The organism is Ensifer canadensis (genome assembly GCF_017488845.2).
In the GTDB taxonomy this organism is placed as follows: domain Bacteria; phylum Pseudomonadota; class Alphaproteobacteria; order Rhizobiales; family Rhizobiaceae; genus Ensifer; species Ensifer canadensis.
On the sequence record NZ_CP083371.1, the window covers coordinates 306243 to 331076 of the forward strand.

Consider the following 24834-nt stretch of genomic DNA (forward strand, 5'->3'; position numbering starts at 1 on the left):
TGTTTCCTTTCATGTTGGGTTGGGGGCCGACCGAGCGGCTAGAGGATTTCGTCCTTGAGGTAGTACCAGCGGTACATCCCCCACTGGCCGATGCGCCGGAACGGCGTCAGCAGCCCATGGCTGGGGAGAGGGGAGGTGAAGATCGGCAGGTCGAGGGCACCGCCCTTGCCGGCGACCATCTGCGCCATGCGCCGTCCGGCCTGGGCCGAGTACATGACGCCGTTGCCGCCGTAGCCCATGGCGTAGAACAGCGCCTGTTGCGGATCCGGGCGGAAGATGCGCGGCATCATGTCGTGACTGACATCGACCCAGCCCCACCAGGAGTAGTCGACCTTGATGCCTGTCAGCACCGGGAACTTGCGGTAGAGGCCCTCGAGCAGACGGTCGAGATGTTTTGGGTTGACCGCGTCTTTGCCGGTGATCGCGCTGCGGCTGCCGATCTGCACGCGCCCGTCGGGCAACAGCCGGTAGTAGTGGCGAAGCGTGCGCGTGTCGGTAAGCGGAATATGCGTCTGGAAATTCAACGCCGACCGCTCTTCGTCGGTGAGTACGCGCGTGACGATCGAGTTGGAGAGGATCGGCATCAGCCGGTGCTTCGTCAGCGAATGCAGGCCGGGCGAGGTATAGCCGGCCGTCGCGAAACACACAGCCCTCGCCCGCACGATCCCGCCGGGGGTGCGAAGGTGGAAGACTCCGCCTTTCCGGTCGCAGCTGAGAACCGGGCTCGAGGTATGAACGCGGGCACCGAGCTTGCGCGCCAGGGTGAGATAGCCGAAGGCGAGCTTGGCCGCATGGATGCCCATGCCGTCGGGCTCGTAAAGCGCGCCCACCGCCTCGTTGTCGCGGACGAAGTCGCGATGGATTTCGTCGCGGCCGAGGATGCGGGTGCGGTAGCCGAAGACGTCGTTGAGGACGCGGGATTCGGCTTCCAGCGACGGCATCACCTTGTTGCGGTGGGCGATATAGAGATGCCCGCCATCCTGCGGGTCGCAGGCGATTTCCGGCGAGCGGATGAGGTCGCGGAAAAGATCGAAGGCTTCGCTGATCTCGACGTGAAGCTTCCTGGCGACATCCACGCCCCAGCGCTCGATCCATTGCGAGCGCTTGAGTCGGCCCGCCGAAATCTGCGCCTGACCGCCGTTGCGGGTGCTGCAGCCCCAGGCGACGCCGTTTGCCTCGAGCACCGTCGCCTTGATGCCATGCTCCTTGGCAAGATGGATGGCGCAGGAGAGGCCGGTGTATCCCGAGCCGACGATTGCGACGTCGACGTCGATATCCCCAAGCACGGGACCATCATCGGCGGGCGGCGGTCCGGCGGTTGCGATCCAGTAGGTCGGCGCATAATCCTTGCCGTCGCCGGGATTGGCGGCGCGATTGGGATCGTATGCCGGATCGAAGGGCTTGCTCGGCCGCAATGTTTTGACAAGCTGTTCCATGTCGGTTTCCTGGCCTGGCTGGAGCTCAGTAGCGGAAGGGGGCCGCAATCAGCGGCCGGTTCTTGCGAAAGGCCTGCTTGCGGACGATCTTGCCGTCACGGAGCGTGAAGAGGTCGCAGCCTTCGGCCTCGATGCGGCTGCCGTCGGCGTTCGTGCCGGAGAACGTCCATTCCGATACGGCCCGGTCTCCATGGACGAAATGGCTGTGGTGGGCCCAGTGAGCGTCCGGCATCGTCTGCCACACGCTGCTGAAGGCGGTCGCGATCTGCTCAGTGCCCTCGACCCGGGTGCCGTGCGCTTCGCTGCCGGCCACCGTGTTGAAGACGCAGTCTTCGGCGAAGAAGGACATGACGCCGTCGATGTCGTGCCGGTTGAAGGCGTCGAAGAGGTCGGAGAGGTCGGTCGCGATCATGGCTTGTGTTTCCTAAGCGTTGCAGGCGATGTTTTCGGGCATGGCTTCGCCGCGGCCGGGTGAACCGGCCGGATCGGCTTTGCGTGTCGAGTGAGGGGCCTTTTAGGGCCGAGCGGTTATCCGCTCGGCGGTTGTCGCTCTGTCGCGGGGTGCATCGTCACACCTTGCCCTTCCAGGGAATGAGCGCCTTCTCGAGACGCCGGATCAGGAGATCGAAGGCAAAGGCGAAGACGCCGATGACGATGATGCCCATGATCACAGTGTCGCTAGCCAGGAACTCGGCGGCGTTGAGCACCATGAAACCGAGGCCCCGATGGGCAGCGACCATTTCGGCCGCGACCAGCGTCGTCCAGCCGACGCCGATGCCGATGCGCATCCCGGTGAAGATCTCCGGCAGCGCTGCCTTGAGAATGACGTGGCTGATGACCTGACGGCGGCTAGCGCCCATCGCATAGGCCGCATGGATCTGCTCGATCGAGACGGAGCGGACACCGGCGCGGGCGGCAATTGCCATCGGCGCGAAGATCGCGAGGAAGATCAGGAACACCTTCGGGAACTCGCCGATGCCGAGCCAGATGATGATCAGCGGCAGATAGGCGAGTGGCGGCAAGGGGCGGTAGAACTCGATGATCGGATCAAACAGCCCGCGCATCACCCGGTTCACGCCCATGAGGATGCCGATCGGAACCGCGGTGACAAGGGCTAGCGCGAAGGCCCCGAGCACGCGACCGAGACTTGCCAGCGTATGCTGGGCGAGGGTCGAATTGGAGACGCCCTCCGTCAGCGCGATCACGAACTTGTCCCAGACCGCAAGCGGCGATGGCAAAAACAGCGGCCGTACCCATTGCATCTCGGTGACCAGCAGCCAGAGCGCCACCAGGGTCAGCGCCGTCAGCAGGCTGATATGTCCGCTCATGCCCTCGCCGGGGGCGCCGTAGATCCGGCCCGGCTTGACCGGCTTGGCTTTCGTCACGCGCTCAAGCATGGAGGAGCTCCGGGTTTCCGGACTGGCGTTCGTCGCCGTAGATGATGCTGAGGATCTGTTCACGCATGTCGATGAAGTCGCGACTGGATTTGATTGCACGGGCATTGCCTTCTTCCAGAAACCGTTTGTTGAAATCGAGCTCGTAGGTGTGGGTGATCCGTCCTGGTCGCGGCGACATGACGATCAGGCGCGACCCCAGGAACAACGCCTCCTCGACGCTGTGCGTGATGAAAAAGAACATCTTGTTGGTCAGCTGCCAGACTTTGAGCAGCAGTTCCTGGATGGTCTCGCGGGTCAGCGCATCGAGCGCCGCCATCGGCTCGTCCATCAAGAGCATCGACGGGTCGCAGCTCAGCGCCCTGGCGATGCCCACACGCTGCTGCATGCCGCCGGACAGGTGGTAGATCATGTGCCGGTGAAAATCCTGCAGGCCGACAAGAGCGAGGTTCTTGGAGGCGACCTCGTGGCGTTTCGCCTTGTCGACACCGCGCAGTTTCAGCCCGAATTCGGTGTTGTCGATGACATTGAGCCAGGGCAGCAACGCATGCTTCTGGAACACGACCCCACGGTCGGCACCGGGACCGGAGACGCGGCGGCTTCCAAGTGTGATTTCACCACCGCTCGGGGCCATGAAGCCCGCCATCAGATTGAGCAGCGTGGTCTTGCCGCAGCCCGAGGCACCGAGCGCGACGACGAAATCGCCGCTCTTGATTTCGAGGTTGACGCCCTTGAGCGCAATGACCGCCTCGTCCGAATAGAGACCAGGATAGGTCAGGCTCACATTGCTAACATTCAGAGTTTCCATTGTGCAGGCCTTTCGAGAAATGGCTGTTGAGTGGCGTTGGCGGCGCTCCTGACCAACAGGCGGTCAGGAGCGGGCGTCGGCTACTTCGAAGCCTCTTTCGCGTAGGCGCTGTTGACGTAGGGGGCGTAGTCGTCGAGCGCCTTGTCGATTTGCTTCTGGTCGGCAAGGAATTTCGCGCTTTCCGTGAGCGCGCGCACAGCACCGCCGCCGAGCCAGGTTTCGGACGCCTGCTCCTGCGCTGTCGGGAACGAGAGCAAGTTCAGCGCTTCGACGGTGCCGGCGCCATCGCCGCCGATGAGCTTGACGATGTTCTGGACCGGTGCGGAGTCTGCCGTCCAGCTTGCGCCGTTTGCCTTGTAGTCGGCATAGGCTTCGGCCAGCACCTTGGTGAAGGCGGCCATGAACTTCGGATTTTCAGCTGCCCATTTCTTGTCGACCACCAGACCGTCGAAGGTCGGGACGCTGGCTGCGCCGATCGCCTCGGAATCTGAAATCACCTTGCCGGATTTCAGCAGTTCCGACAGGGCCGGAGGCCAGACATAGGCGGCATCGATATCGCCGCGCTGCCAGGCGGCCACGATCTGCGGTGGCTTCATGTTGAGGATGTTGACTTCGCGGGGATCGACCTTCCACACCTGCTCAAGGCCGACAAGGAGATGGAAGTGGGACGTCGAGACGAAGGGGACGCCGACGGAGCGGCCGACCAGATCTTCCGGCTTCTCGATGCCCGAACCTTCGCGGGCGACAAGCGCTTCCGACTTGCCGATATTGTCGAGGATCCAGAACAGCTCGAGATCGACGCCGCGCGTTGCCGCGGCCGTGGTGCCGGTGGAGCCGATGACGCCGATCGGCACGTTGCCCGATGCAAGCGCCGTCGAGATATCGCCGCCAGAGCTGAACTGCCGCCAGTCGACGAGATAGCCAGCCTCTTTCGCGGCGGCGTCGAAACGGCCGTCGGCGATGGCGGCAATGAACGGGCCGACGATCTGCTGGTAGCCGATGATCACATTGGTCTCGGCGCGGGCAAGACTTGAGGTCAGGAGGCCGGCCGCAATCGTGGCCGCCCCCGCCATGGTTTTCAAGGCGTTGGAATAGAACATTTGTTTCCCTCTGGTTCCGACCCCGTTTTTCGGGATCTGTCGACTGTTATGCCGATCTCATTTTCGACCATAAGGGATAAAGCAGCTTTCCGGTTTGCTTTATAGCCAGATTGAAAGTTAGATAAGTCCAGATTGGCCGATAGGGGATCGGACGTGGCACGCATCTCGGTTTCGGAAACCATTTTCTTCATCGACCGGGCGAGCCGTACGAGCCTGCAGGCGCAGATCCGCGAGACGGTCGTCTCCGCCGTGCTGTCAGGGCGGCTGCCACCCGGTGCCCTGCTGCCGTCGACGCGCAAGCTTGCGAGCTATCTCAACATTTCGCGCCTCACCGTCACGCTTGCCTATCAGGAGTTGGCGACCCAGGGCTATCTCGATGCGGCCGACCGCAGCAGCTACCGCGTTGCCGACAAGCCGCCGTTCAACGTGCTTGATGCGGACGTGGCGAAGCCGGGGGCGGATGCGGTGGATTGGTCGTCCAAGCTGCGCTCGACCTTTCGCGTTGCCAAGCAGATGCGCAAGCCGCTCGACTGGCGGCGGTATCCCTATCCTTTCCTCTATGGCCAGATGGACCCGTCGCTGTTCGATCTCACCGCCTGGCGCGACTGCGCCCGGCGCGCGCTGGCGCGCGAAGATTTCGAACTCATGGCAGGCGATTTCGCCGCGTCTGACGATGTGCAACTGGTCAACTACATCTGTTCGCGCACGCTGCCGGGGCGCGGCATCCGGGCCAATCCCGACGAGATCCTGGTGACGGTGGGAGCGCAGAATGCGCTCTGGATCGTCATTCAGCTGTTGCTGCGGCGCGGGTCCCATGCTGTGTGCGAAAACCCCTGCCACCCGGATATGAGCGCCTCGCTGCAACTGAGCGGCGCAAAGGTGACGGTGCTTGACGTCGATGAAGGCGGGCTACCGCCGGCGGCCCTGCCGCATGAGATCGATGCCGTGTTTGTGACGCCGAGCCATCATTCGCCGACGGGTGCGACCATGCCGATGGATCGCCGTGTAGCACTGCTCGAAGCCGCCTCAAGCAGGGACTTCGTCATCATCGAGGACGATTACGAGTTCGAGATGAGCTTTCTCGCGCCACCGTCGCCGGCGCTGAAGGCCTTCGACAGAAACGGGCGGGTCTTTTACATCGGCAGCTTTTCGAAGTCGCTTTTCCCCGGCCTGCGGCTTGGCTATCTCGTCGCACCGGCGCCCGTCATCCGGGAGGCGCGGGCGCTCCGTGCCCTGATGCTGCGCCATCCGCCCGGCCACCTCCAGCGCACCGCTGCCTATTTTCTGGCGCTCGGTCACTATGACGCCGTGCTTCACAGGATGCGGGAAGAGTACCACCTGCGCCATCGGGTAATGGCAGACGCGCTCAACGCCAACGGGCTTAAGATCGCCGGTTCGGCAGCGTTCGGCGGAACCTCCTTCTGGATCGAAGGCCCTGACGGTCTCGATGCGGACAGGCTGATGGCCGATCTGCGGGAAGACGGGGTTCTGATCGAATCCGGATCGCCGTTCTTTCCGAACGACGAGGAAAGCTGCCGCTTTTTCCGCATGGGATACTCGTCGATCGGCAGAGACCGCATAGCCGAAGGCGTGAAGCTGACGGCAAACAGAATGGCGCAGTCTTGAAACCGGTCCTCACTTCTCGCCGTTGCGGCGACCCGGCGAACGGTTGCTATCCGTTCGACAGCAGGGCCAGGATTTCTGTGCGATTGAGTTTTTTCCCGGTGGCGACGTCGAAAATCCGGAGCGCGATCTTGTTGGCGGGCGGGTCCGATTGCGTGCAGTTGTTCTGCGTGCACCACTCCGCCAGCGCCTCACGCATCTCTACGACATCGGTTACAGGCGGATTGCGTGTGTCTGTCATGGCTGAACCTCAATTTCGGCCCAAGCTTAGGTTCTGTGCGGTAGCGCCACAACTCTGAGAAATCAGGGGGATTCGGCGGTTTTGCCCCCAGAAAGCGCTGGGCGTCATGCTTGGCGCGCAACGCTTTCAGCTGGGGCAACATCCCCCGTCTGGCGGATATGCGCCTCGATCAGGCGTTTGAGGCCGGCGACATCGCGGGCTTCGAGCGCATCGACCATCATATGATGCTCGCGTGCGGACCGCTCGACGCGGGCTCTTGTGCGCCACTGCGAGACCGGTGCCGAAGAGGTGCGTTGGCGGATTTCGGAAACGAGGTCCACAAGCTCGTGATTGCCTGACAGAAGCAGCAGTTCGCGGTGGAAAGCGAGGTTGGACTCGTAATGCTCCAGCACCGTGCCGACCATTGTCATCTGGTCGAAATGGCTGGCGAGTTGGCGCAGCCTGGCGATGCTTTCGGGCGTGGCCCGTTCCACCATCAGATCGGCCACCGCTGTTTCGAGGATGACGCGGATATCGCTGACTTCCTGCGCACGCCGGCCGTCCGGCTGATAAACGTGATAGCCGCGATTGGGCACGTGCTCGACCAGCCGCTTCTGCGACAGGCGGTCGAGAGCCCGGCGAACCTCCGGCCGGGTGCAATCGTATCGCTTTTCGAGATCGATTTGCTTGAGCCAGGTGCCGGCCGGCAGCACCCCGGTCAGAATGTCCTCGAGAACGAGATCGGTGACGTCCCGCTCCTTGGCCGCAGTCTCGATCAAACTTTGCATTTCGGTCATGGACATTCCTGTTTGCTCGATTGCCGGCGAGCCTTGCGGGCCCGCCTCGTTCGGGGATCGTCTTCTTGAGTCTGCGATCGATACCGAAAATATCCATCGCCGCCCATTGCGCAATTTATTTTTGTATCCTAAATTGGCGCCAATATTGGTAACTATCGCATATGGGACGCTGAATGCCAATGCAGAATACCGAACTCGTATGGTCGATCGTCGAGGAAAAGAGCCCGGAATTCTTCGAGCTTAGTGACCGCGTATGGGACAGTCCCGAAACCAACTACGAGGAGCTTCAGTCCGCGAGCGAGCATGCCCGCCTGCTTGAGGCGGAGGGGTTTCGCATCGAGCGCAATGTCGCCGGCCTGCCGACGGCGCTGATCGGCGAAGCGGGCGAAGGTGGTCCGGTGATCGCCATTCTCGGCGAGTTCGATGCGCTCCCTGGCTTGAGCCAGGTTGCCGGCCTTGCCGAAGAGCGACCAGTCGTGCCGGGCGGCAACGGCCACGGCTGCGGCCACAATCTGCTCGGCTCCGGCTCCATGCTCGCCGCTGCCGCGGTCAAGGATTACCTCAAGGCCAACGGCCTCAAAGGGCGCGTGCGCTATTACGGCTGCCCCGCCGAAGAGGGCGGTTCATCGAAGGGCTTCATGGTGCGGGCCGGCGCTTTCGACGATGTCGATATCGCCATCTCCTGGCATCCGGCCGCCTTTTCCGGCGTCAACAACCCGATCTCGCTTGCCTGCAACGAGATCAACTTCCACTTCTCCGGTCGCGCTTCCCACGCCTCGGCGACGCCGCATCTCGGCCGCAGCGCGCTCGATGCCGTCGAGCTGATGAATGTCGGCGTCAACTACATGCGCGAGCACATGCCGTCGAGCGCCCGCGTCCACTACGCCATCACCGATGCCGGTGGCGACGCGCCCAATGTCGTGCAGGCCCGTGCAACGGTGCGCTATCTCATCCGCGCCCGCACCTTGCCGGATCTGCTCGGCCTGATCGAGCGCGTCAAGAAGATCGCGCAAGGGGCAGCACTGATGACCGAGACGACCGTGCGCCACGAGGTGATCAGCGGCGATGCCAATCTCGTCGGCAATGCCCCGCTGGAAGCACGGCTCCACACCTGCCTCGAACATTTGGGTCCCGCCGCCTTCGATGCTGCCGACCTCGAAACGGCGCGAAAGTTTCAGGCGACCTATTCCCCCGACGATATCGCCGCGTCCTATGCACGCTTCGGCCTGGCGCCGCGCAAGGGGCAGCCGCTCTGCGACATGATCTACCCGCTCTATGGCGGCGACGGCAGCATCGTCGGCTCGACCGATGTCGGAACCGTAAGCTGGGTCGTCCCGACGGTTCAGATGCGCGGTGCGACCTATGCGATCGGCACGCCCGGCCATTCCTGGCAGTTGGTCGCGCAAGGAAAATTGCCGGCCGCGCACAAGGGCATGGCGCATGCGGCGAAAGCCATGGCGAGCCTTGCCATCGATCTGATGGCGGACCCAGAACTGGTGGCGGCCGCCAAGGCGGACCATCGCAGCCGTCTCGACGACACGCCTTTCGTCAATCCGATCCCCGATGACGTCAACCCGCCTCTTCCCTCGCGCGCGGCCGGGTCCGCGGAACTGGGAGTTCAAACCTTGTGACTCAGCCCGGTATCCTCGAACTCATCAGTTTCGGCCCCGGTGGCTGGGGGAACATCCTCCTTGCCGGTGCCATGATGACGATCCTGATCGCGCTGTCGGGCTATGCGACCGGTGCCGTCATCGGCGTACTCGGAGCCTGGGCCAAGGTGAGGGGCGGACCAGGGACGCGCCTCGCTGCCGACGTCTACACGACGGTGCTGCGCGGTATTCCCGATCTCTTGGTGATCTATCTGCTTTATTTCGGCGGCTCCGCTGCAATCTCCGCCGTCGGACATCTCTTCGGCGCTGAAGGCTTCATCGGCTTTCCCGGCTTCCTTGCCGGCATGCTTGCGGTCGGGATCACCTCGGGCGCGCAGCATACGGAGGTCTTTCGGGGTGCCTTCAGGGCGGTTCACCCCGGAGAGATAGAGGCGGCGATTGCCTGCGGCATGCCACGGTGGCTCCGGTTCCGCCGCATCGTCGCTCCGCTGACCCTCAGGCATGCGCTGCCGGGCCTCGGCAACGTCTGGCAGGTGGTGCTCAAGGAGAGTGCGCTGGTCTCGATCACCGGCGTCGCCGAACTCTTGCGCCAGGCGCAGATTGCTGCCGGCTCCACCGGGCTGCCCTTTGATTTCTACCTGATTGCCGGCGGCATCTATCTCATGATCTCGACGGTATCGAGCACCGTCCTGCATCGGGCCGAGCGTCATTTCAGCCGCGGCGTGAGGAGAAGCTGATGGACTGGACCTTCCTTCAAGAAACCTTTGTCAGCCTCGTTTCGGCTGTTCCCATGACGCTGTTGCTGGCGGCAAACTCGATTGCCCTCGGCGCGATCCTGGCAGTCGGCATCGCTGTCGCCCGATTTTCGGCTACCGCCCCCTTGCGCTGGCTGGCGCAGGCCTATGTCTTCGTCTTTCGCGGCACGCCGCTGCTCGTGCAGATCTTCATCATCTACTACGGTCTCAGCCAGTTTCCGGCCATCCGACACAGCCTGCTTTGGCCCGTGCTCAGGGAGCCATACTGGTGTGCGGTCCTGGCGCTGGCGCTCAACACCGCTGCCTATGCCAGCGAGATTGTCCGCGGCGGCCTGCTTTCCGTGCCCTTTGGACAGGTGGAAGCGGCAAGGGCATGCGGCATGTCGCGCTTCATGATCTTCCGGCGCATCACGTTGCCGCTCGGCGTCAGGCAGGCGCTGCCCGGCTACGGCAACGAGATGATTTCGATGGTCAAGGCGACCTCACTCGCATCGATCATCACCCTGATGGAAGTGACCGGCGTTGCGGCGCGCATCATCTCGGAGAGCTACCGCGCGATCGAAGTGTTCGTCGTCGCCGGCGCCATCTATCTCACCATCAACTTCCTGCTCACCCGCCTGGTGCAGCTCGTCGAGTTCCGGCTGAGCCCGCATCTCAGGCAGCCGGTTGCGGTGCTGCCCGCCATCATCGAAGGAGAAGCGCATTGAGTTCGCCCGCGTCGTCCATTGCGCCCGTCGCCATCAGCGTTCGGGACATCCACAAGAGCTTCGGTCCGATCGAGGTCTTGAAAGGCATCTCGCTCGACGCGCGCGAAGGCGAGGTCGTCTCCATCCTCGGCTCGTCCGGTTCGGGAAAGTCGACACTGCTTCGCTGCATCAATATGCTCGAAACGCCGGATCGTGGCGAGGTCACGGTCGCGGGCGAAACGATCGAGATGCTTGCTGCCGGCAACGGCAAGAGCCGTCCGAGGGATCGTGCCCAGGTGGATCGCATCCGCTCACGGCTCGGCATGGTGTTCCAGAGCTTCGATCTCTGGTCGCACAAGACGGTGCTGGAGAACGTCATCGAGGCGCCGATCCATGTGCAGAAGCGCCCTCGCGCCGAGTGCCTCGAAGAGGCTGAAGCCCTTCTCGCCAAGGTCGGGATCGCGGCCAAGCGCAATCATTATCCGGCGCACCTGTCCGGCGGCCAGCAGCAGCGCGCGGCAATCGCCCGCGCGCTGGCGATGCGTCCGGCCGTGATGCTGTTCGACGAGCCGACATCGGCGCTCGACCCGGAACTCGTCGGCGAGGTGCTGCGCGTCATGCGTGCGCTCGCCGAAGAGGGACGAACGATGCTGGTCGTGACCCATGAAATGGGGTTCGCCCGCGATGTCTCCAGCCGGGTCATTTTTCTTCACCAGGGTCAGATCGAGGAAGACGGTCGACCGGACGAGGTATTTGGCAACGCCAAATCCGAACGCTTCCGTCGGTTCATCAAGGCGTGAACCGGCGGCTCTAACCACTCAAAAAAGGGGAACTACCAATGAACCACACCAAATCGACAATGAAGGCCCTGTGCATCGCGACGATGATGTTCGCCGCCAATGGCGCGCATGCGGAAAACAAGACCTGGACACATGTGACGATCGCCACCGAAGGCGGCTTCAAGCCTTACAATTTCACCAAGCCCGACGGCACGCTTGACGGCTACGAGATCGAGCTCAGCAAATACCTCTGCACCCATATGAAGGTCGAGTGCGAGATCAGCGTCCAGAACTTTGACGGTATGATCCCGGCGCTGAACGCCAGCAAGTTCGATGCGATCATTTCCGGGATGTCGGCAACAGCCAAGCGCGAGCAGGTTATCGATTTCAGCGACTCCTATGGTTCGACGGGCCAGGCGTTCGCGACGCTGAAATCCGGTCCGCTCGCATCACTGCCTGAAAAGGGCGTGGTGTTTTCGCTCGCTTCGAACGAGGCAGGTGCTACCGCCGAGATCGAGAAGTTGAAGCCGCTGCTCGAAGGCAAGACGATCGGCGTCCAGATCGCCTCGACCGGTGCCGCCTTCGTCGACAAATATCTGAAGGGCGTCGTCGAGGTGCGCGAATACAAGACGACCGAAGAGCACGATCTCGATCTCGCGGCTGGCCGCGTCGACCTGGTGATGGCCTCGATGGCTTACCTGACGACGGCTTCCGAAAAGCCGGGCAATGAGGACATGACCACCACCGGTCCCCGGTTCCAGGGCGGCTTTCTCGGTCGCGGCAGTTCCGTCGGCCTGCGCAAGACCGATCCGGAGCTGAAGACACTGTTCAACGAGGCAATCGCTGCCGCCAAGGCGGACGGCACGATCAAGACGCTTTCGGAAAAGTGGTTCGGCTTCGACGTCATGCCGCGATAAAACACACGACGATTTCGCCTTTCAGCGGACGCCGCCGCGCATGATCGCGGCGGCGTCCGGACAGCGTGCATGAGGGGAGCTTCGCTCCTCTGGCTTAGCCCGTCACATACATGGCCTGGCCCTGTGCCAGGTACTGAAACAGCTCGTAGCTCATCCAGATGTAACCGCCGCTGCCGTTCCATTGGCAACCCCAATCCGGTCCGAAGCTGTTCTGGATGAGGATCGCCTGCTGCGCATCGTCGTAGCCGATGATCAGCATGCAGTGGCCGACAAGCTTGCCGTTGGCGCCCCGCACCTTGTCGAGTGGCCCCGTCAATGGCCCAGGGCCGCTATAGCTCATGAAGCCGGAATTGAGGGCCGTGCCGTAGCACAGCGCACCACCACCAGCGATGATGGCCTTGATCGCGTCGAGGTCCGATGTTTCGACGATGGCCCAACCGGGGATCTGGAAGCTGGTATCGACGGTGGCGTCGGGGTCATAGCTGGACCAAAGTTCGGGGCAGTTGGGGTAGTAGGGGGCCGTCGCCCAGTTGGGCGTGCCGCCCTGCTGCAGGATGTTGAGGTAGGATGCCAGATTCGAGCCGCTGCACGTCTTCTGTCCATCGTTGATCATGACCTCGATATAGATGTTGGCGGGGCTTGCCTGTTGCGAGGCGCCCGACGGCGACTGGCCGGATGCGGCGGCCGCCGTGTAGGTCGCAAGACCATAGGTAGACGCCCAGGCTGCGCAACTGCCGGGACTGCCGACATGCTGAGCCGTGCCCTGCGCCTGCGGTGGTGGCAGATATTGGGCGTTAACGGTTGCTGAAGCCGGTGGCGCGCCTGTCGTCTTGGGCCGAATGGTGCGCCCGACCTCGACGATCGTCGGATCATAACCGAAATCCAGGAATGCCTGGTGGAGAGACATGAGACCTCCTTTTGGCCGGACCCTTCTGCCGGGCCAGGCGCGTGTGTTGACGAAGGGATTTCTGTCGGCCGTCTGGCCATGCTTTGCACGATGATGTCTTGACTGCGATGCTCGGCATTGCGGCGTGGTGACCCGGCTTGAGAGCAAGGACCTCTCGGCCGAAACTTTCGGTAGATCATCAAATCGGACTTTGAAAAACGAAAGCTGAGGCCGGCTCCGGATAAATTGCCCTTGCTCCGGTTCGGCACGGCCGCCTGCCACCATGTCGGCTGCACGCAGTGGTAGAATATAGCCATGGCCACCGAGAGCAGTACCCTCAGTTTGAAGGGGTGCCGGCGAGCATTTGCTCGTATGGTGTAAACATCGTGTTGGCCGTTCGATATTGGATCGAATCCCAAGGGAGAGGAGCCCCCTTGGTCGCAGTTACATTAACCGCGATAGTCGTCGCGCTGGACGATCTCTAAGAGAAGCTTTCGCCGTAACCTGGGTTGTAAAGCTGCAAATATTCGCCGTGATCGTTGCCGCCAGGCAGTGCTTGGTACCCCCATCATCATTCGCGGAATATGCCCTTGTAGTAGGCTCCGTTCCTGGGAGGAGGGTGGTTCACGACAACGGTGGGACGCTTGCCTCTTGCTGGAGTAGTCGCGGTTTTCGCCGGTACATCGGCATTGCGCGTTGAGCGTTCTTTGGGTGTATTTGCGGCTGCGGCGGGGTCTGTGGCGCCAATGCCGATCGTAAATCCCACGAATGCAATGACTGACAGTCCGCTGAGCAATCTGTGCATTTTTCCAACCTCATGCTGCCAGAGCCTCTCCGGTTCAAACGGAGCCGCAGAAGCGCTCTATCTCCTTATTTCCAAGCATTTCATGACGGAAAACCGCTTCGCACTTTTGCTGGAAATGCTCTCCGCCACGGTAAACGATCGCATGGTCCCGCGTTTGTCGTGTGACGCTTGCCGCGTACTCTACCGCCCGCAGTAGCCGGTGCAGGATCAGCACGACCCGCCAATCCGAATACTCACTCGGAAGTGGTACGCTTTGCAACCCAGCATGTCACAGCGTTCGGCCGCATTCTATTCTGGGTCGGCTGAACTCGAGGTGATCAAGTGTTAAGCTCGCTGCCCCGAGGGAACGGAGGCGAGTGCGATGCTGCGCGCAGATCAAGGCGATCAGGGGCCGTTCTGGACACGGCCCATTCCGGTGGGGCAGGCGGAACTCTGCCCGTCCGTTCTCGATGAGATCGATTCCAACGGCGGCAGAACCGGGTTCCGCGGTTACGTCCTGCAGATCTTCGATGCGCCGGGCGCGCGACCTTCGGGCATTCTCGAAATCGCGCTCAATCGAAAGCAGCGCCGCGCCTGCGGCGTCTACGAATGCGAGGCATCCGACACTGCCTCTTGGACGGATCATGCCGTTCTGACGACCGATCCGGTCTGGTTTGCGGCTTCGACGCCTCAGGAGGCTGCAAACGTGTTGTTCCAAACCCTGGTCGACCGCGCACCTGATCTGTAGGCGTAGGAGAGCCCTCCGCAGGCATCGCGGTTGCCTCAAGGAAAGTCACTCCGATCACGATACCTGCCGGCTTCTTGTCGGCGGTTCCGTTACCGGCCTGCCGGGGAGAGCCAAATCGGCAGCCGCGCTTGAACGCGCCCGGTCAGCGCAGCCGTCACGCAATCGGCAAGGTTTCCGAGGCGCACCGCACGGCCGGAGAGGCCGGGGCCGTAATGGGCATATTTGCCGGAATTGGTCATCAGCGCGCGGGTTCGCGTCGGGAACACCGGTTCAGAGATCGAGCACCAACAGAGGTCGGGCAGGACCTGCACACCGCTTGCCTCCAGGGCGGCAAGTGTCCCTTCCGCCCGCGCAGCGGCAATCACCTGATGGCCGGCCGTAACGATCACCGCTACATCCCCGTGACGTTTGCGACCGGCAAGCGCTGCCGCCAGAGCCCGACATTCGCTCAGCGAGGCGTGGGGGCTGCCGATGGCGACCAGGTCCACATCCTCCGGTCCGTCGTTCAACAGGGTCCAGGCGGCCGCCATCTCGGCGCGGGTGATTGCAACAGTGCCAGCTTCGCTTGACGCAGCACCTTCCGCCTCCGGCGTGACACCTTCAATGTGCAACATCGGCGCTGCCGATGTGGTGCCGAAGGCAGCGCACAGCGCCTTCAGGTCGTCGGACGAAGGCTTTGCAGCCGGGAGGCCACGCAGAAGCGGGATGCAATCGGGTGCAGCCCGCCCAGCGAGATAGCCGATGAGCGGCCAGAAAGCGTCGTCCACCCCTTCAGGCAGCTCCACGTCGATCACCCGTTGGGCCTTGCGGTGTTCGTCGAGATAGACGCCGGAGAGCGGTGCGCGGCCGGTCAGCGCGATGCAGAGGTCGAGGAAATCCGGATGCTTCGCGGTGCGGGCGCCGAGCACCGTATTGGCGTAGATGACGGCGTTGGATTCCGCCCAGGCAATTGCCTCTCCGGCCTCAGGCGCGCTGTCGAGCAGATAGGGGGAGCAGGTGAAGGTTGGACGGCAGCCCATGCGGACATAGGCGTCGGCCAGCCGCGCGGCCGGATCGCCGAACGAGGCCGGCACACCCTGCGCCTGCCAGTTGGCGCGGTCGACAGAGATGGCGTTCATTGTCGTCGGCAGCCGGACCCGCGCGCCCATATCCGCCATTTTTTCGGCGAAGGTGAGATTGGCGGGGCTGGCATAGATGCAGCCGTCGATATGCCCTTGCGTCACGCTGACGAGGCGTGTTGCGCCCTGCTGCGCCGCCATGGCGCAGATGATGCGCATGGCGACCTCAACCGCTACGCCGTTGCGGCCATCCAGCATGGCCAGGTCCGCTTCATCAAGATCGAGCGCTGCGGTCGCAAGCGGTGCGATTTCGATCGTCAGGCCGTCGGCCACGATCGCCGTATCGGTAATGCGTGCAGTCTTCGCCTCAACGAGCGCTGCGAAGGCATCGGACGAAAGGCGCAGGACGGGCAGCGGCTTGCCGAACATCTCGGCTGCAATCAGCGCGCCGAGGGTCAGGACGTCCTCGGCTTCGGAAAAGATCAGGGCTGCCGGTGCACGGCCGGTCAGCGCGAGATCGAGCAGCACGCCCGAGCCGGTGCAGGAGCCCCGGCTCGACGGCATCATCAGGATACTGCCCGTGAGACAGGTCCCGTGCAGCGGGTGGTGAACATCGATCACCGCTCCGGTCGCCGGATCGACACCACCCCAGAAGCTCAGCGCTTCCGGTGCGGCAACGATCGGCCCCTCGGCCGTGCCGCCAAGGATACTGCGAGCGGAGAAAGGATTGTTCATTTTACGACGAAGCCGTGGGCGAAGGGATCGCGATCATCGATGAAGATCGTGTTGATCCCGGTCATGCGCGCCCATCCGGCGATGGAGGGGATGATGGCGTCGCGGTCGGCGACTTTGGTCGCGGCCTCGACCCGACCCTTGAACAGCGAGCCGATGATCGATTCATGCACAAATTCGTCGCCGACCTTCAGCTTGCCCTTGGCGGCAAGCTGCGCCATGCGCGCCGACGTACCGGTGCCGCATGGCGAGCGGTCGATGGCCTTCTCGCCGTAGAACACGGCGTTGCGGGCATGCGCCTCGGCTTGCGTCGGTTTGCCCGTCCACTGGATGTGGCTGAGCCCCTTGATCTCCGGATGCTCGGGATGCACGAACTCGTACTTCGCGTTCAAGGCGGCGCGCAGTTTCGGGCTCCAGCCGATCAGTTCGCCGGCCGTGTGGTCGGCCATATCGCGAAAATTCTTCTGCGGCTCGACGATGGCGTAGAAGTTGCCGCCATAGGCGACGTCGACGACGATCTCTCCGAGGCCCTCGACTTCGGCCGTCAGCCCCTCGGCATAGAGGAAGCCGGGGACGTTGGTCAGGCGCACTTCCTCGACGAAGCGGCCCTCCTGGCGATAGCGGATGTCGACCTTACCGGCAGGCGCGTCGATCGACAGCTTGCCGGGTTCGCGCGGCGTGATCAGCCCGTTCTCGATCGCCATGGTGATCGTGCCGATGGTACCGTGGCCGCACATCGGCAGGCAGCCGGAGGTCTCGATGAACAGCACGGCGACATCGCAATCGGGCCGTGTCGGCGGATAGAGGATCGAGCCGGACATCATGTCATGTCCGCGCGGCTCGAACATCAGGCCGGTGCGGATCCAGTCGAATTCTCTGAGGAAATGGGCGCGTTTTTCCAGCATGTTGGCGCCCTCAAGACGAGGACCGCCGCCGGAAACGAGGCGGACGGGATTGCCGCAGGTGTGCCCGTCGATACAGGAGAAGGTGTAGGTGGCCATGGTCGAAACCTCTGTCAGAACCGTTGAGGCGAGAAGGGGGCGATGTCAATCGTCGGAGCCTGGCCGGTCAAAAGATCCGCGACAAGCCGGGCGGTGCCCGCCGATTGGGTCAGGCCGAGATGGCCGTGACCGAAAGCGTAGACGACCCGCGATGTCGCGCGGGCGCGGCCGATGGCCGGAAGGCTGTCGGGCAGCGACGGGCGGAAGCCCATCCACTGCACGCCACCTTCGGGCTTGAGTCCCGGCAGGAAGGTTCGTGCCTTCTGCAGCATGGCTTCGGACCGGCGGTAGTTCGGCGGCAGTTGCAACCCGCCGAGCTCGACTGCGCCGCCGACACGGACACCGGTCGACAGCCGGGTGACGACGAAGCCATGACCGCCGAAGGTGACCTGCGTGCGCAAGTCGAAGGCGTCTGCCGGCAGCGTGGTGTTGTAGCCGCGCTCGGTTTCGAGCGGGATGCTCTCGCCGAGAGATTTGGCAATCCGGTGGGAGAAGGCACCGGCCGCAAGCACGACCTGTGCCGCCCGCCGCGTCGCGCCACTTGTGGTCCGAATTTCGACGCCGCCATCGATTGGCGCCAGGGCCGTAACGTCGGCGCGCTCGATCGCTCCGCCCTTGGCGCGGAAGTGTTCTGCCAGCGCCAGAGTGTAGAGCTTCGGGTCGGCAATGGAAAACCAGCCCGGCGTAAAGGTGCCATGGGTGAAGCGGGGCGCCAGACCCGGCTGGATCTCAGCCATCTCGGCTGCGCCCATATGGCGGAATTCGATGCCATGGTCCGCACGCGCCCGCCATCCGGGCAGCGAAGCCTTGAGTTCGGCTTCGCTTTCATAGACCTGAAGATTGCCATCCTTGCGCAGCATCGGCAGGGTGCCGGTTGCGGCAAGGAACGGCTCCAGCTCGACCTTGGAGAGGTCCATCATCGCCGTCTGGGCGGCCGTCGAATGCGCCACCCGCTTTGGCGAGCAGGCGCGCCAGAAACGGAACATCCACGGCGCGATCTGCGCGGCGTAGGCCGGCGGGATGCTCAGCGGCCCGAGCGGGTCGAGCAGCCATTTCGGCGCCTTCTTGAGGATGCCGGGCGAGGCGAGCGGCAGGATGTCGGTGAAGGCGAAGGCCCCGGCGTTTCCAGCCGAGGCTCCAGCTGCCGGGCCTTCCCGGTCGAGCACGGTGACCGAAAGCCCCCCTGCCTGGGCCGCTATCGCGGCGGAAAGGCCGACAACGCCGGCGCCGATGACGATGACGTCAGGTTGAGCTGCATCCTTCATGATCGGCTCAATGCGTCGCTGCCAGGAACTTCTGCAGTTCCGGATCTTTCGGCGCGCCGAACAGCGCTTCCGGCGGGGCGATCTCGGCCATCACGCCCTTGTGGAAGAAGGCCACCCGATCGGACACTTCGCGGGCGAACTTCATCTCGTGGGTGACGCAGATCATCGTCATGCCTTCGGAGGCGAGCATGCGCAGCGTGTCGAGCACTTCGCCGACGAGCTGCGGGTCGAGCGCCGAGGTCACTTCGTCGAACAGCATGTAGGCCGGCGACATGGCAAGGGCGCGGGCAATCGCCATGCGCTGCTGCTGGCCGCCCGACATGCGGTTGGGATAGACCGAAAGCTTGTCGCCAAGGCCGACATGAGTGAGCTGTTTTACGGCCATGGCCTCAGCCTGGGCTTTCGACTGGCCCAGCACCTTGCGCGGGGCGAGCATGACGTTTTCGAGCACGGTCAGATGCGGGAAGGCGTTGAACTGCTGGAAGACGATGCCGAGCTTACGGCGCAGCTTGTTGAGGTTCGTCGCTTTTGCGTGCACATCTGTGCCGTCGACCACGATTCGTCCGCCGTCTATGGTCTCAAGCCCGTTGATGCAGGTTAGCAGCGTTGACTTACCTGAACCGGAGCCGCCGATGATGGTCAGGACTTCGCCCTTCTTCACGGTGAGGTCGATACCCTTCAGAACTTCCAGCGGACCGAAGGATTTGCGAACGTTTTCAATCTCAATCATTGGGGGACCACCGTTTTTCGAGATACCCACCAAGCCGGGCGATGGGGAAGCTGATGAGGAAATAGATTGCACCACAGATCAGGAGAATGAACAGCGGTTCCTGCAGGCGGGTGACGAGAATCTGCGAGGCGCGCAGAAGCTCGATCAGACCGAGCCAGAGCACGAGTGCCGAGTCCTTCATGACGCCGAGCGTGAGGCCGATCCAGGACGGAAGCGAAACGCGGGTGGCAAGCGGCGCCACGATGTAGCGCATGTCCTGCCACCAGGTCATGCCCAGCGAGCGTGCCGCGCGGCGTGTGGTCGGCGGCACCGACGAGATGCCGCCGCGCACGATCTCGGTGCAATAGGCGGCCGTGTAGAGCGACAGCACCACGCAAGAGGTCGTGAACGGCCCCCAGCCCATTTTGGCGATGGACTGGAAGGCATTGGCCAACACGAGCTGGATCAGGAGCGGAACGGAGCGAAACACGTCGAGCACGAAGGTCAGCGGCGCCGACCAGTAGGGGCCGGCTTGAACGCGGATCACCCCGAAGAGGATGCCGAGCAGCGTACCGGCGGTAACCGAAACAGCGGTGACGGCGAGCGTCATCGCCGCACCCTGTGCAAGGAAGGCGAGATCACTCCAGGTGAGGGCGGTATTGAACATCTCTCACCTCTCTCAGTAACGGAACATGCGCGAGGCGATTGCTCGGGCAGCGAGGGTCACGGCCTTGGCGATGACGTAGTAGATCACGGCTGCCAGGGCGAAGAATTCGAAGGTGCGGAAGGACCGGGCGTTCAGTTCCTGGGTGATGCCGGCCAGGTCGGTGTTCATGCCGACGGTGACGCCGAGTGAGGTCATCAGGATTGCCCAGACCATCTGGTTGGTGGTCGGCAGGAAGGCGACGCGCAGCATCTGCGGCAGGATGATGTAGCGGAAGGCCTGCAGCGCCGTCATGCCGAGCGAACGGCCGGCACGGGTCTGCGTATCCGGGATCGCTTTCAGGGCGCCGCGGAAGTTTTCAGCCAGATAGCCCGCATTGTTGAAGGCAATGCCGACGAGCAGCGCCGTGTAGGGGCTCAGATGGATGCCGAAATTGCCGAGGCCGAAATGGGCCATGTAGATCTGGAACAGCGCGGGCGTGTTGCGCGCGATCTCGATCCAGGCGGTGGCAAAGCCACTGAGGATGCGATTGCCGGACAGGCGGAACCCGGTCAGGGCGAGCGCGCAAATGACGCCGATGAGCATCGACAGCAGCGCGATCTGCAGCGTGACCAGCGCGCCGTCAAGCATTTGCGGCAATGCTTTCAGCGCCTGGTTCCAGTGGAAGGAGTAATTGAACATCGCCGTCTCACCTTTTCGAAAATGAGTGGTACCAACCTGCGCTGATATTGGCCGATTTCGCCGGAGCGATTTTAGCTTCCGGCAAGGAGACAACCGCAACCGGACCAGACGGTCCGGTGAGGACTGTCGACGCCGTCCGGGGGCCAAAAGCGCCCGGCCCTTCGGGTGGGCCGTCTGTTGGCCACCGGCAGTGTCGCAATCCTCGACCGATGCCAAGGCATCGCTCTAAGGTCCGCTCCTTGCCGGATGACCGCACACGGTCCCACGCAATCGGTCAATATCAGCGCAGGTTGGTACAACGGCGCGAGACGTTTGCCTCGCGCCGCCAGAGAAACGGACAGATTAGCGGTAGACGCCGTTCACCGCCAGCGAAGGCAGTTCGCCGCCGACCCACTTCTCGTAGAGTTCGGCATAGCGGCCGGTGCGGACCTGCTGATTGATGAAGAGGTTGAGGTAGTTGATGAGGCCGTATTCTTCGCGGTTGGTGAAGAGAGCCACGTAGTCGATGTCGAACGGCGCCTTGCCGACAACCGAGATACCGGCGAACTTGCCGGTCTTCACGTTGGCCTGCGCCACGGTCGAGGTCGACACCGTTGCGTCGATCTGGCCCTGGCTAAGCGCGAGGAAGACGTCGGCCTGCGTCTGGTAAGGACGGAATTCGCCCGCACCCCATTCCTTGACCTGCTTTTCCAGCGCGATCGCTTCGAAGGTGCCGGCGGTGGCGCCGACGACCTTGCCCTTCATGTCCTCGAAGGACTTGATGCCGGTCTTGTCGTTGGCGGTAACGGCCATTTCGAAGGCGAAGTAGGGAACGGTCATGCCGACGGTCTTGGCACGCTCGAGCGTATCGGAGGTCGAGGCGACGCCGACGTCAACGCGGCCGGACATCAGCGCGGGAATGCGCTCGGGGAAGGGAGTTTCGACGATCTCGGCCGTGACGCCCAGCGCCTTGGCAAGGTCGTTGCAGTAGTCGACGTCGAAGCCGACCGGATTGTTGTTCTCGTCGCGAGAACCCATCGGCGGGAAGTCGAGAACCACTGCGCAACGCAGCGTACCCGAGCCGATGATGTCATCCAGCTTGTCGGCGTGGGCCGGGCTGGTCAGAGCAGTGGCGGCAACGAGGCCGAAGGCTAGGACCGAGGTCTTCATTTTTCTCTCTCCCTGAATTGGTGCGCCGTTTGACGGCGAGCGCAATATTCCGCGTTGGAGAGCGTAAATCAACTTAAAAATACAAACAGTATACAAAAAGTATATGATCGTGACGTCATTGGCCCGCAGGGATCCCATTTGTTTCGCAAAATGGGGTCCCTGCGCAGCGATCGGTCGCGGATCAGTTCAGGAAATCTTCCGGCAGCAGGGCTTCCGGCAGGTTCTGGTAGGAGACCGGACGCAGGAAGCGGCGGATCGACATGGTGCCGACGCTGGTCGCGCCAAAGTTCGTCGAGGCCGGATACGGCCCGCCATGCACCATGGAATCGACGACCTCGACACCGGTCGGGAAACCGTTGACGAGCAGGCGGCCCGCCTTGCGCTCAAGGATGGGGCGCAGGCGACGGGCCGGCTCGATGTCGCCGGCATCCATGTGCACGGTGACCGTCAGCTGTCCCTGGAGACCGCGCGCGAGCTGTTCCATCTCGGCTTCCGAATTTACCCGGACGACGAGGCCGAGCGGGCCGAAGACTTCCTCGCCGAGCGCATGGTCGGCCAGAAACTGGCTGCCGGTCGTCTCGAACAGGTTGGGCAACGCGGCGCGGTCCGACGAGCTGGTCTCGAGCAGCGGCTTGACGCTGTTGCGGGTGGTGAAACGCTCCTGGCCGTCGCGGTAGGCCTTGGCGATGCCATCGGTCAGCATGGTCTGCGGCGCCACCTTTGCGAGCGCATCGACGGCAGCGGCCGTGAAGCGGTCAGCATCGGATCCTTCGATCACCACCGCGATGCCGGGATTGGTGCAGAACTGGCCGGCACCCATGGTCAGCGAACCGGCCCAGCCCTGTCCAAGCGCCTCGGCACGTGCCTTCAAGGCTTCCGGCAGCAGGAACATCGGGTTGACCGAGCCGAGCTCGCCGAAGAACGGGATCGGTTCGGGGCGGGCGGCGCACAGATCGAAGAGCGCGCGTCCGCCGGCGAGCGAGCCGGTGAAGCCGACGGCCTTGATCAGCGGATGCTTGACGAGCGCGTGGCCGACGTCGCGGCTGCCGCCTTGGATCAGCGAAAAGACTCCCGGGTGAACGCCGCACTTGCGGATGGCGGCTTCGACGGCCTCAGCGACGATCTCGCCGGTGCCGGGATGGGCCGAATGACCCTTGACCACCACCGGGCAACCGGCAGCCAGCGCCGCTGCGGTATCGCCGCCTGCGGTGGAAAAGGCGAGCGGGAAGTTGGAGGCGCCAAAAACGGCGACCGGGCCGATCGGCCGCTGGATCAGCCGGATTTCCGGACGGGGCGCCGGCTGGCGCTCGGGGAGGGGCGCATCGACACGTCGGTCGAGGTAGTCGCCCGCCTCGATATGGTCGGCAAACAGTCTCAGCTGACCGGTGGTGCGGCCGCGTTCGCCCTGCAGCCGCGCTTCCGGCAGGCCGGTTTCCTGGCTGCCAATCGCGGTAATGGCTTCGGCCCGTGCCTCGATCTCGTCGGCGATGGCGCGCAGGAACGCTGCGCGTTCGGCCCGCGACGAATAGCCGTAGGTCCAGAACGCTTCTTCGGCCGCCTCGCAGGCGCGGTTCACCAGTTCGACCGTGCCGACGGCGAAGTCATGCGCCGGGCCGTGTGCCGGTGTCGAGGCGAAGGTGCCTGCACCGTCGAGCCACTCGCCGGCGACGAGATGTTTTCCTTTGGGGGTGAAGACCATCTGCGGATCCTTTCTTGAGAACACCGGTGTCTTTCGGCATGAATAGCTGACAGCCGAATTGCACTTGTCGGATCTTTGTATACTCTATGTATGCATAACTTCAACCGCCCGCAACAGGGTCATACGCAGCCAGAAAGGTACAAGATGAGTGAGACCACCACCCTGACAATCGCCGCAGTTCAGGAGCGGGTCGAGGCGATCTTCCGCAGGGCCGGGCTCAATGCCGTCCAGGCCGGCGCCCTTGCGCGGGTGATCGTGGCAGGCGAACGCGACGCCTGCAAGTCGCATGGCATCTACCGTATCGAAGGCGCGCTGCGCACCGTCAAGGCCGGTAAGGTAAAGCCGGACGCCACTCCCGAGCTTCTGCCGCAAGAAGGCTCGGCGATCGTCAAGGTCAATGCCATGGGTGGTTTTGCCAATCCGGCCTTCGAGCTTGGCCTGCCTGTTCTCGCCGAGCGTGCCCGAACCCTGGGGCTTGCGGCCCTCGTCATCAATGACTGCACCCATTTCTCGGCGCTCTGGCCCGAGGCGGAAGGACTGACGGATATGGGCCTTGCCGGGCTCGTCATGTGCCCGAGCTATGCGACGGTCGCGCCGACCGGCGGCAACAAGCCGTTGCTCGGCACCAACCCGTTTGCCTTCGCCTGGCCGCGCGAAGGCCGTCCGCCCTATGTCTTCGACTTTGCGACCTCCGTTGCCGCACGCGGCGAGATCGAGCTGCACCGCCGTGCCGGCAAGCCGCTGCCGGAGGGCTGGGCGATCGACGCGTCGGGCAATCCGACGACCGATCCGGATGCCGCACTTGCTGGCGCCATGCTGCCGTTCGGTGGCCATAAGGGTTCGGCCATCGGCACGATGATCGAACTCCTGGCCGGCATCATGATCGGCGACCTGACTAGCCCGGAAGTGCTCGACTATCTCGGCACCACCACATTGGCGCCGTTCCATGGCGAACTGATCATCGCCTTCTCGCCGGAGGCATTTGCCGCCGGGCGTCCCGGCAATCCGTTCGACCGCGCCGAGGTCCTGTTTGACGCCATTCTCGGCCAGGGCGCGCGCCTGCCGTCTCAGCGCCGCTTCGCCGCCCGCGCAAAGTCTGAGGTCGATGGCATCACCCTGACGGCCGCCGAGATGGAGCAACTCGAGCGCCTGCACACACTTGGGCTCGATGCCGTGGCGTAAAATCCAGCCGGGGGCACTCAGCCCGCTTCTGGCACTCAGTAAAACGAAAGGTCATCCCGGAGAGCCTAGCCTTTCCCAAAATGTGGAACCAGGTTGCCCTGGTTCCACATTTTCAGAATCTGCCGGTAACGGGTTCATTGAACGGGCATCC

Annotated in this window: 24 protein-coding genes; 8 read left to right on the plus strand and 16 right to left on the minus strand. The window is 63.3% G+C overall.

Annotated features, from left to right (window positions below; all coding sequences use genetic code 11):
* Positions 1 to 38: 38 nt before the first annotated feature.
* The 5 genes from J3R84_RS21065 to tauA form a co-directional block, all read right to left on the minus strand.
* Entirely contained in the window at positions 39 to 1436 is a 1398-nt protein-coding gene (locus J3R84_RS21065; protein WP_025429461.1) for an NAD(P)/FAD-dependent oxidoreductase, read from the minus strand.
* Between the two features lie 25 nt (positions 1437 to 1461).
* Positions 1462 to 1848: a nuclear transport factor 2 family protein gene (locus J3R84_RS21070; protein WP_113568594.1), complete on the minus strand. Its 387-nt coding sequence runs from the start codon at positions 1846 to 1848 to the stop codon at positions 1462 to 1464.
* Between the two features lie 157 nt (positions 1849 to 2005).
* Complete coding sequence (locus J3R84_RS21075; protein ID WP_025429459.1) at positions 2006 to 2833, minus strand: ABC transporter permease subunit; 828 nt, start codon at positions 2831 to 2833, stop codon at positions 2006 to 2008.
* Positions 2826 to 3638: a taurine ABC transporter ATP-binding protein gene (locus J3R84_RS21080; protein ID WP_057212938.1), complete on the minus strand. Its 813-nt coding sequence runs from the start codon at positions 3636 to 3638 to the stop codon at positions 2826 to 2828. Before J3R84_RS21080 ends, J3R84_RS21075 begins: the two co-directional genes overlap by 8 nt.
* 80 nt (positions 3639 to 3718) lie before the next feature.
* Complete coding sequence (tauA, locus tag J3R84_RS21085; RefSeq protein ID WP_113568592.1) at positions 3719 to 4738, minus strand: taurine ABC transporter substrate-binding protein; 1020 nt, start codon at positions 4736 to 4738, stop codon at positions 3719 to 3721.
* A gap of 153 nt (positions 4739 to 4891) precedes the next feature.
* Between tauA and pdxR the strand changes: the two genes are divergently transcribed.
* Positions 4892 to 6364, plus strand: a complete 1473-nt coding sequence (pdxR, locus tag J3R84_RS21090) for a MocR-like pyridoxine biosynthesis transcription factor PdxR (RefSeq protein WP_113568600.1) — start codon at positions 4892 to 4894, stop codon at positions 6362 to 6364.
* Between the two features lie 46 nt (positions 6365 to 6410).
* Here the strand turns inward: pdxR and J3R84_RS21095 are convergent, their stop codons facing one another.
* Positions 6411 to 6602: a hypothetical protein gene (locus J3R84_RS21095; RefSeq protein WP_025429455.1), complete on the minus strand. Its 192-nt coding sequence runs from the start codon at positions 6600 to 6602 to the stop codon at positions 6411 to 6413.
* Between the two features lie 104 nt (positions 6603 to 6706).
* Positions 6707 to 7384, minus strand: a complete 678-nt coding sequence (locus J3R84_RS21100) for a GntR family transcriptional regulator (protein ID WP_051509255.1) — start codon at positions 7382 to 7384, stop codon at positions 6707 to 6709.
* A gap of 173 nt (positions 7385 to 7557) precedes the next feature.
* Here J3R84_RS21100 and J3R84_RS21105 point away from each other — a divergent pair, with 173 nt between their 5' ends.
* The 5 genes from J3R84_RS21105 to J3R84_RS21125 are packed head-to-tail and all read left to right on the plus strand — an operon-like array spanning position 7558 to position 12125.
* A complete protein-coding gene (locus J3R84_RS21105) occupies positions 7558 to 9009 on the plus strand; it encodes a M20 family metallopeptidase (protein ID WP_113568590.1) in 1452 nt (483 codons plus the stop codon).
* Positions 9006 to 9725 carry an ABC transporter permease gene (locus J3R84_RS21110; RefSeq protein WP_057210054.1) on the plus strand — a complete coding sequence of 240 codons (720 nt, stop codon included), beginning with the start codon at positions 9006 to 9008 and terminating at the stop codon, positions 9723 to 9725. Before J3R84_RS21105 ends, J3R84_RS21110 begins: the two co-directional genes overlap by 4 nt.
* On the plus strand, positions 9725 to 10450 hold the full coding sequence (locus J3R84_RS21115; protein ID WP_057210052.1) for an ABC transporter permease: 726 nt from the start codon (positions 9725 to 9727) through the stop codon (positions 10448 to 10450). Before J3R84_RS21110 ends, J3R84_RS21115 begins: the two co-directional genes overlap by 1 nt.
* The gene (locus tag J3R84_RS21120) at positions 10447 to 11229 is read left to right on the plus strand and encodes an ABC transporter ATP-binding protein (RefSeq protein WP_203529731.1); all 783 of its coding nucleotides are present in this window, start codon (positions 10447 to 10449) and stop codon (positions 11227 to 11229) included. The genes J3R84_RS21115 and J3R84_RS21120 overlap by 4 nt, the downstream gene beginning before the upstream one ends.
* A gap of 38 nt (positions 11230 to 11267) precedes the next feature.
* The gene (locus J3R84_RS21125) at positions 11268 to 12125 is read left to right on the plus strand and encodes a transporter substrate-binding domain-containing protein (protein WP_203529723.1); all 858 of its coding nucleotides are present in this window, start codon (positions 11268 to 11270) and stop codon (positions 12123 to 12125) included.
* A gap of 94 nt (positions 12126 to 12219) precedes the next feature.
* Here J3R84_RS21125 and J3R84_RS21130 read toward each other — a convergent pair whose 3' ends face one another.
* Positions 12220 to 13032, minus strand: a complete 813-nt coding sequence (locus J3R84_RS21130) for a C1 family peptidase (protein ID WP_162771173.1) — start codon at positions 13030 to 13032, stop codon at positions 12220 to 12222.
* Between the two features lie 1145 nt (positions 13033 to 14177).
* On the opposite strand from J3R84_RS21130, the gene J3R84_RS21135 reads away from it, so the two are divergent.
* The gene (locus tag J3R84_RS21135) at positions 14178 to 14543 is read left to right on the plus strand and encodes a hypothetical protein (protein ID WP_025429447.1); all 366 of its coding nucleotides are present in this window, start codon (positions 14178 to 14180) and stop codon (positions 14541 to 14543) included.
* Positions 14544 to 14632: 89 nt separating this feature from the next.
* Here J3R84_RS21135 and lhpI read toward each other — a convergent pair whose 3' ends face one another.
* From lhpI to J3R84_RS21175, 8 genes are all read right to left on the minus strand, one after another.
* Positions 14633 to 16336 carry a cis-3-hydroxy-L-proline dehydratase gene (gene lhpI / locus J3R84_RS21140; RefSeq protein WP_203529721.1) on the minus strand — a complete coding sequence of 568 codons (1704 nt, stop codon included), beginning with the start codon at positions 16334 to 16336 and terminating at the stop codon, positions 14633 to 14635.
* Complete coding sequence (locus tag J3R84_RS21145; protein WP_113568580.1) at positions 16333 to 17334, minus strand: 4-hydroxyproline epimerase; 1002 nt, start codon at positions 17332 to 17334, stop codon at positions 16333 to 16335. The genes lhpI and J3R84_RS21145 overlap by 4 nt, the downstream gene beginning before the upstream one ends.
* Before the next feature lie 14 nt (positions 17335 to 17348).
* The gene (locus J3R84_RS21150) at positions 17349 to 18599 is read right to left on the minus strand and encodes an NAD(P)/FAD-dependent oxidoreductase (RefSeq protein WP_203529720.1); all 1251 of its coding nucleotides are present in this window, start codon (positions 18597 to 18599) and stop codon (positions 17349 to 17351) included.
* A 7-nt stretch (positions 18600 to 18606) separates the two neighbouring features.
* Positions 18607 to 19329, minus strand: a complete 723-nt coding sequence (locus J3R84_RS21155; RefSeq protein WP_113568576.1) for an amino acid ABC transporter ATP-binding protein — start codon at positions 19327 to 19329, stop codon at positions 18607 to 18609.
* Positions 19322 to 19975 carry an amino acid ABC transporter permease gene (locus tag J3R84_RS21160; RefSeq protein ID WP_025429442.1) on the minus strand — a complete coding sequence of 218 codons (654 nt, stop codon included), beginning with the start codon at positions 19973 to 19975 and terminating at the stop codon, positions 19322 to 19324. The genes J3R84_RS21155 and J3R84_RS21160 overlap by 8 nt, the downstream gene beginning before the upstream one ends.
* A 12-nt stretch (positions 19976 to 19987) precedes the next feature.
* Positions 19988 to 20653, minus strand: coding sequence for an amino acid ABC transporter permease (locus tag J3R84_RS21165; RefSeq protein WP_025429441.1), 666 nt, complete (start codon positions 20651 to 20653; stop codon positions 19988 to 19990).
* A 342-nt stretch (positions 20654 to 20995) separates the two neighbouring features.
* Positions 20996 to 21802, minus strand: a complete 807-nt coding sequence (locus J3R84_RS21170) for an ABC transporter substrate-binding protein (protein WP_025429440.1) — start codon at positions 21800 to 21802, stop codon at positions 20996 to 20998.
* Between the two features lie 181 nt (positions 21803 to 21983).
* Complete coding sequence (locus tag J3R84_RS21175; RefSeq protein WP_113568574.1) at positions 21984 to 23501, minus strand: aldehyde dehydrogenase (NADP(+)); 1518 nt, start codon at positions 23499 to 23501, stop codon at positions 21984 to 21986.
* A 144-nt stretch (positions 23502 to 23645) separates the two neighbouring features.
* Here J3R84_RS21175 and J3R84_RS21180 point away from each other — a divergent pair, with 144 nt between their 5' ends.
* On the plus strand, positions 23646 to 24683 hold the full coding sequence (locus J3R84_RS21180; protein WP_113568572.1) for an Ldh family oxidoreductase: 1038 nt from the start codon (positions 23646 to 23648) through the stop codon (positions 24681 to 24683).
* Positions 24684 to 24834 lie beyond the last annotated feature (151 nt).